Raw genomic sequence first — 6,698 nt, 5'->3', positions numbered from 1 at the left:
GCCCGCGAACTCCGAACCGTCGTTCGGACACCCGCCGTCGTCGCACTCGCCGTCGTGTTCGGCCTCACCGTCGTCGCCGTCGCCGCCGCTGGGTCCGGGTCGCGCGGTGGCTACGTTCCGCTCGTCCTCGACTTGCTCCCGTTCGTGGAGGCACTGGTTCCGCTCCTCGCGTTCGCGCTCTGCTACCGCGCCGTCCTCACAGACCGACAGACAGGCGAGTTAGACGTACTTCGGACGTTCGACGTGACCCGACGCGCGTACATCGGCGGGGTCTACCTCGGCCGAAGTCTCGCCCTCGTCACCGTCGTCTTCGGGTCGCTCCTCGTCGCGGCAGCGACCGTTCCGGTGTTGTCGCCGCCCAAGCCGACGTTCCTCGCGCTGAACACGGCGGCCGACTCGCCAGTCGCGTTCGTCCGGTTCGCCGTCCTCGCAGTCGTGTTCGCGCTGGCGACGGCGGCAGTCGCACTCGCCATCTCCGCCGCCGCGCGCACGACCAGACAGGCAATCGCCCTCGCCGTCGGCTTACTCGTCGCCTTCGTCGTCGGTGTCGATGCCGCGGCAATCGCCGGACTCGCCTCGGAGACCATCGGTATCGACGCGGTTCCGTTCCTCCTCGCGGCGAGTCCGAACGGGGCATTCCGGTCGCTCGTCTTTGGCGTCGCAGTCGAGACGGGGAGCGCTGCGACACCGCTCGTGGCACTCCTCGGACTCGGTGGGTGGGTCGTCGGCGCACTCGTGGTTGCGGTGCTGACGGCGTGGCGTCCCGTAGAATAAGGGCAGAGAGACGAGCGTCGACTCGGCTCCGCTCTGTTCGACTCGTCAGCCGAAGTTCTCGACTTTCGCAGCGTCGGCGTCGCCGCCGGCCGCCTCGATTGCGTCCGTCGCGGCCTCGACGAAGTCGGCGAACCCGTAGACGAACACCTGCTCGTCGTCCTCGTCGGAGAGCGCATCTGCCACGGCGTCTGCGAGGGCAGATTCCTCGTCGGTGACGACGACGCTCGCACCGTCGTCGCCGAGTGCGTCCAGTCGGTCTTCGTGCGCGGGTGCGTCGTCAAGATAGACGACTGCGGCCTCGTTACCGTCGGCGATGGCTGCCTCGGCGATACCGACTGCGGGACCGACACCCGGGCCACCGGCGAGGACGACGACGCGGGCCTCGCCGTCGTAGTAGCTATTCCCGAACGGACCAGAGAGGTCGATGGAGTCGCCTGCAGCGAGCGATTCGAGGTGCTGGCTGAACGGGCCACCCTCTTCGGGGTCGATGCCGACGGTTACTTCGAACGTGTCGGTGACGCCGGGCGACGAGAGTGTGTAGAATCGAGCGTACGACTCGCCGTCGACGTCGGCGGAGAGTTTGACGAACTGGCCGGGGTCGGCTTCGAAGTCCGCCGGTGTCTCGAATTCGATGGCGAACGTGCCGGGCCCAACGTTGCGGACCGAAGCGACGGTGACGGTTGCGTCCATGCCCTCGCTTCGGCGCAGGCTCACAAGGACCTTGCCTTCCAACTCGGGCGGGGCAGATATCCCCGGTTGCAGAAGCGGCGACGATTGCCGCGAGGACCGTGAATTCTGAACAATTGGACATTCGTCCACCGTCCCGAGTGAGACTGCCGAATCGACACGGATAGACTCCTGAAAAATACACTCTCGAAGCCTGACAGTCGTGGTTCCATTTGTTGACGCCAATGTCGATTTACACAAATTTTCAGAAGGCTTTTGACCCGGCTATGGGTAGATTTCACTCAGCATGCCTGCGGACTTCAATTGGGCCATCGGCGGCGAGGCTGGCGATGGCATCGACTCCACGGGGAAGATTTTCGCTCAGGCACTCTCCCGGGCTGGACGTCACGTGTTCACCTCCAAGGATTTCGCGTCGCGAATCCGCGGTGGCTACACGGCGTACAAAGTTCGGACTGCCATCGACCCCGTACAGAGCGTCGTCGACCGACTCGACGTGCTCATCGCACTCACGCAACGAACAATCGACGAGAACCTCGACGAACTCCACGAGGGCTCCGTCATCATCTACGACGGTGACCGCTCGACCATGGCCGACGTCGAGATTCCGGAGGGGATGATTGGGCTGGATATCCCCCTCAAAGCACTCGCCGAGGAAGCGGGTGGCGCTATCATGCGCAACGTCGTCGCACTCGGCGCGGCGTGCGCCGTCGCCGACTTCCCCATCGAGAACCTCGACAGCGCACTGCAGAAGCGCTTCGGCGGGAAAGGCGAAGCAATCGTCGAGAACAACAAGAAGGCGGCCCGTGCAGGGCTCGAATACGTCCACGAGGAGTACGACCACGAGTACGACTACGACCTCGAGACGACGGACAACGACTACGTCCTTCTCAACGGCGACCAGGCAATCGGTATGGGTGCCATCGCCGCTGGCTGTCGCTTCTACGCCGGCTACCCCATCACGCCCGCGACCGACGTGATGGAGTACCTGACCGGGCGTATCGAGCGCTACGGCGGACACGTCGTGCAAGCGGAAGACGAACTCGCCGCCATCAACCTCGCACTCGGTGCGGCACGCGCCGGTGCCCGTTCGATGACGGCAACCTCCGGTCCGGGTATCGACCTGATGGCCGAGACGTTCGGTCTCGTCGCCACCTCGGAGACGCCGCTGGTCATCGTCGACGTCATGCGCTCCGGTCCCTCGACTGGGATGCCGACCAAGCAAGAACAGGGCGACCTGAACATGATGCTCTACGGTGGCCACGGCGAGATTCCGCGCTTCGTCGTCGCGCCGACGAGCATCGACGAGTGTTTCTGGAAGACCGTCGAGGCCTTCAACATGGCCGAGAAGTACCAGGTTCCGGTCTACGTCGCGGCCGACCTGGCGATGGCCGTCACGGAACAGACCTTCCCGCCGGAAGCGTTCGACATGGACGAAGTCGAAATCGACCGCGGCAAGGTCGTCGACGACGACTCCATCGACGAATGGCTCGACGAGAAGGGCCGGTTCCAACCACACGCGCTCACCGACGACGGCATCAGTCCGCGCGCGTTCCCCGGCACGGAGCAGGGTGCGCACATGTCGACCGGTCTCGAACACGACGAACTCGGTCGCCGGACGGAAGACACCGAGATGCGCGTCAAGCAAGTCGACAAGCGCGACCGGAAGGTCGAGACGGCGAAAGCGACCGAAGACCTCTCGCCGCGCGAGTTCGGTAACCCCGACTCCGACACGCTCATCCTCTCGTGGGGGTCCAACGAAGGTGCCCTCGTCGAGGCACTCGACTTCCTCGAAGAGGACGGCATCGACGTTCGCTTCCTCTCGGTCCCGTACATGTTCCCGCGTCCAGACCTCTCAGAGGACATCGAGGCGGCCGACGAAGTCATCGTCGTCGAGTGTAACGCGACGGGGCAGTTCGCGAACGTCGTCGAGCACGACACATTGACCCGTGTCAAGCGCATCAACAAATACGACGGCGTCCGCTTCAAGGCGGACGAACTCGCAGAGGATATCAAGGCGACCCTCGACGCAGAGGAGGATTCAGCATGAGCTCAGACGTCCGCTTCACCGACTTCAAATCCGACAAGCAACCGACCTGGTGTCCCGGCTGTGGGGACTTCGGGACGATGAACGGCATCATGAAAGCCCTGGCCAACTCCGGCAACGACCCCGACAACACGTTCGTGGTCGCCGGTATCGGCTGTTCCGGCAAAATCGGGACCTACATGCACTCGTACGCCATCCACGGCGTCCACGGGCGCTCGCTTCCCGTCGCCGCCGGTGTCAAACTGGCGAACCCCAACCTGACCGTCGTCGCCGCCGGTGGTGACGGTGACGGGTACTCGATTGGTGCAGGTCACTTCATCCACGCCGTTCGCCGCAACGTCGACATGGCGTACACCGTCATGGACAACCGCATCTACGGTCTGACCAAGGGACAGGCGTCCCCCACGTCGCGCGAGGACTTCGAAACCTCGACGACGCCCGAGGGTCCGCAGCAGCCCCCGGTCAACCCACTCGCCCTCTCGCTGGCGGCCGGTGGGACGTTCATCGCGCAGTCGTTCGCGACTGACCACAAGCGTCACGCCGAAATCGTTCAGGCGGCCATCGAACACGACGGCTTCGGCTTCGTGAACGTGTTCAGCCCGTGTGTCACGTTCAACGACGTGGACACCTACGACTACTTCCGCGACAACCTCGTGGACCTCGCGGACACCGACCACGACCCGAACGACTACGAAGCGGCCAAAGAGAAGATTCTCGACTCGTCGAAGGAGTACGAGGGAATCATCTACCAGGACGAAGACTCCACCTCCTACGAGCAGAAGTTCGGCGTCACGGAGGACATGTCCGACATCGGCACGGGCGCTCCCGACGACGCGATGGACCTCGTTCGCGAGTTCTACTGAACCGCGTTCGAGACGACCATCTCGTTCGGCCGAATTACCTCGGCCGACTACCGCGACCCACTCACTTCGACTGTTCTTTCGACCGTTCCCGGATGTTCGACAGCGCTCGCTAGCCCCGCAATCGCGTCCGATTCGTCCACGTCGGCTCCGTGAACCGCGAGGACGACGACGACGTCCCCGTCGTGTTCCACTGTCGCGAGGTGGAGGAGTACCTCGGCGCTGCCACCCTCGTAGGCGACTGCCTCGCCATCGACTGTCGTTTCACCGGCTTCGACGACGACGGTTCCGGCGTAGGTGACGAGTTCCGTCTCCTCACCGAGTATCGTCACGTCTCGCGCCCCGACTTCCCGAAGGCCGTTGACTTCGGGGACGTTTCCGAGCGCCTGCGCGTCGGAGAGGAGTTCGAGTCCGGCGCCGACGAGTTCGCGGTTCCCGAGGTTCGCCAGCGGATTCACCGATTGCCCGGCGACGTCACGGTTCGGCGACGAGAGGACGAGGAGTCCCGTGATATCGTCGTCTGCAGTCGTCTTCGAGTAGCCCGAGACCCACATCTCGACGCCGACGGTTCTCGACGCCGGACCGACACCAACGTCGTACGAGAGGGGTACCACGGTGCTGTTCCCGTGGACGTAGCCGTGCGATTCGTACGCCGACGCCGGAATCGTCGCCGGTTCGGCGGAGATGGTGGTCGTCCCACCGAGGCATCCAGTGAGAACGACGAGGAACGCGAGCGCGATGGCTGGTCGAAATGGTTGCATGACACCTCTAGAGGCGCGCTATCGACAAGACAGTCTCGCTCGCGTAGAAAATCGAGTCGAGAGACAGGTTCGCCCCCGATAGCGTCTCCCCGCGACGACTTGCCAGTCGCTCCGTACAGTCAATCGACGACTTCTACGTGGAGTCGGTAGCGCTGTCCACAGTCGAGACACCGGGCGTCGTCCGCTTCGATGAGTTCGGTCACGAGCACCTCGCCGAACTCGCAGTTCGGGCACTCGTAGACGAGCGAATCACCCGCGATTCGGTGGGCGAAGGCGTTCGTATTCTCTTCGGTCAGTGGTTCCGACGTGGACGACATTTTGGTTCACCACTAGATAATTGGTAGCACACATCACATAAAGGTGTACGCCGGCCCACCCCGCCGAGAGAGGCGGAAATTCACCTCCCCTTTCGGAACGTCTTTTCGACTCGCGGCCCTCGGCTCGGGTATGTCAGACCTCCCCTCTGCAGAGGACGCGCCGACAGCCAACGGGATGCCGATGCTCGGTCTCGGAACCTGGGAGAACACGAACCCAGACGAGTGTGAAAACGCCGTGAAGACGGCGCTGGAGATGGGCTACCGCCACATCGACACCGCCCAGATCTACGGAAACGAAGCCGAGGTCGGTGCCGGTATCGCCGCTGCCGACGTCGAACGCGACGACATCTTCCTCGCGACCAAGGTGTGGATCAACGAACTCTCGCACGACGACGTCGTCGAGAGCACCCAAGAGAGCCTCGACAAACTCGGTGTCGACTACGTGGACCTCCTGTACGTTCACTGGCCGGCCCGCGAGTACGACGCCGAAGAGACGCTCGCGGCCTTCGACGAACTCGTCGAGCAGGGGCTGACGAAGCGCGTCGGCGTCTCGAACTTCGAACCCGAACAGGTCCGTGAAGCCGTCGAACTCTCCGATGCGGGCATCTTCGCGAACCAAATCGAACTGCACCCACTCCTCCAGCAGGACGAGCTCCGTGAGGTGTGCGCCGACGAGGGCGTCGAAATCGTCGCGTACTCCCCGCTCGCCCGAGGCGAGGTGTTCGACGTGGGTGTCCTCTCGGACATCGCCGAGAAACACGACGCGAGTGAGGCGCAGGTGTCGCTCGCGTGGCTTCGCGAGAAGGGCGTCACGGCCATCCCGAAGGCGACGAGCGAGGCACACATCCGCGACAACTGGGAGTCGCTCACGCTCGAACTCGACGACGAAGATATCGAGGCTATCGACGCCATCGAGCAGGTCGACCGTCGCGTCGACCCCGACTTCGCTCCCTGGTAAGTCACGGACGCAGCCGGTTTTTTGTCTCGTCCTCGAGTCGAAGCCGCAACCAATTTGTCGACTCGGTCCTGACGAATCGAGATGGAGTTCGACCTTCCAAAGACGATTACACTGCTCGTCGGCCTCGTCGCGCTCGGAACCGCCGCGCTCGTCGGGATGGGAGTCATGGCGACGAGTACCGTGTTGATGATGGTGACGCCCGCGATGCTCGTCTTCGGCGCGGTGTGTCTCGCAATCGGTATCAAACACGGCGAGTACCGCGCACTCAACTGACGACGAGACGCGGTCCAGCGTCGG

8 protein-coding genes are annotated in these 6,698 nt (G+C 63.7%); 5 read left to right on the top strand and 3 right to left on the bottom strand.

Annotated elements, in window-relative coordinates:
- Positions 1-774: ABC transporter permease (locus AUR66_RS13700; RefSeq protein ID WP_058572869.1), on the top strand; the 774-nt coding region annotated here is incomplete at its 5' end.
- Positions 775-819: 45 nt separating this feature from the next.
- On the opposite strand, the gene AUR66_RS13695 is transcribed toward AUR66_RS13700, so the two are convergent.
- A complete protein-coding gene (locus AUR66_RS13695; RefSeq protein ID WP_058572868.1) occupies positions 820-1,464 on the bottom strand; it encodes an FAD-dependent oxidoreductase in 645 nt (214 codons plus the stop codon).
- A gap of 283 nt (positions 1,465-1,747) precedes the next feature.
- Between AUR66_RS13695 and AUR66_RS13690 the strand changes: the two genes are divergently transcribed.
- Together AUR66_RS13690 and AUR66_RS13685 are read left to right on the top strand one after the other, a co-directional pair.
- Positions 1,748-3,508, top strand: a complete 1,761-nt coding sequence (locus AUR66_RS13690) for a 2-oxoacid:acceptor oxidoreductase subunit alpha (RefSeq protein WP_058572867.1) — start codon at positions 1,748-1,750, stop codon at positions 3,506-3,508.
- Positions 3,505-4,368 (top strand): 2-oxoacid:ferredoxin oxidoreductase subunit beta, encoded by an 864-nt coding sequence (locus tag AUR66_RS13685; RefSeq protein WP_058572866.1) that lies wholly within the window; start codon positions 3,505-3,507, stop codon positions 4,366-4,368. Before AUR66_RS13690 ends, AUR66_RS13685 begins: the two co-directional genes overlap by 4 nt.
- A 47-nt stretch (positions 4,369-4,415) precedes the next feature.
- Here the strand turns inward: AUR66_RS13685 and AUR66_RS13680 are convergent, their stop codons facing one another.
- Both AUR66_RS13680 and AUR66_RS13675 read right to left on the bottom strand, forming a co-directional pair.
- The gene (locus AUR66_RS13680; protein WP_058572865.1) at positions 4,416-5,126 is read right to left on the bottom strand and encodes a DUF6517 family protein; all 711 of its coding nucleotides are present in this window, start codon (positions 5,124-5,126) and stop codon (positions 4,416-4,418) included.
- A gap of 119 nt (positions 5,127-5,245) precedes the next feature.
- Positions 5,246-5,443: a hypothetical protein gene (locus AUR66_RS13675; RefSeq protein ID WP_058572864.1), complete on the bottom strand. Its 198-nt coding sequence runs from the start codon at positions 5,441-5,443 to the stop codon at positions 5,246-5,248.
- 175 nt (positions 5,444-5,618) lie between these two features.
- Here AUR66_RS13675 and AUR66_RS13670 point away from each other — a divergent pair, with 175 nt between their 5' ends.
- Entirely contained in the window at positions 5,619-6,401 is a 783-nt protein-coding gene (locus tag AUR66_RS13670) for an aldo/keto reductase (RefSeq protein ID WP_058572870.1), read from the top strand.
- An 81-nt stretch (positions 6,402-6,482) separates the two neighbouring features.
- Positions 6,483-6,674, top strand: coding sequence for a DUF7333 family protein (locus AUR66_RS13665; RefSeq protein ID WP_058572863.1), 192 nt, complete (start codon positions 6,483-6,485; stop codon positions 6,672-6,674).
- The last annotated feature ends 24 nt before the right edge of the window (positions 6,675-6,698 follow it).

This window comes from Haloferax profundi (genome assembly GCF_001469865.1).
Lineage (GTDB): Archaea > Halobacteriota > Halobacteria > Halobacteriales > Haloferacaceae > Haloferax > Haloferax profundi.
The sequence above is the reverse complement of the archived record's forward strand: the minus strand, read 5'-3'. Positions and strand labels throughout refer to the sequence as shown.

Excerpts from the sequence above, each read along its gene's own strand:
- AUR66_RS13695 (WP_058572868.1), bottom strand. The coding sequence starts at position 1,464 with ATGGACGCAACCGTCACCGTCGCTTCGGTCCGCAACGTTGGGCCCGGC.
- AUR66_RS13690 (WP_058572867.1), top strand. The coding sequence starts at position 1,748 with ATGCCTGCGGACTTCAATTGGGCCATCGGCGGCGAGGCTGGCGATGGC.
- AUR66_RS13685 (WP_058572866.1), top strand. The coding sequence starts at position 3,505 with ATGAGCTCAGACGTCCGCTTCACCGACTTCAAATCCGACAAGCAACCG.
- AUR66_RS13680 (WP_058572865.1), bottom strand. The coding sequence starts at position 5,126 with ATGCAACCATTTCGACCAGCCATCGCGCTCGCGTTCCTCGTCGTTCTC.
- AUR66_RS13675 (WP_058572864.1), bottom strand. The coding sequence starts at position 5,443 with ATGTCGTCCACGTCGGAACCACTGACCGAAGAGAATACGAACGCCTTC.
- AUR66_RS13670 (WP_058572870.1), top strand. The coding sequence starts at position 5,619 with ATGCCGATGCTCGGTCTCGGAACCTGGGAGAACACGAACCCAGACGAG.
- AUR66_RS13665 (WP_058572863.1), top strand. The coding sequence starts at position 6,483 with ATGGAGTTCGACCTTCCAAAGACGATTACACTGCTCGTCGGCCTCGTC.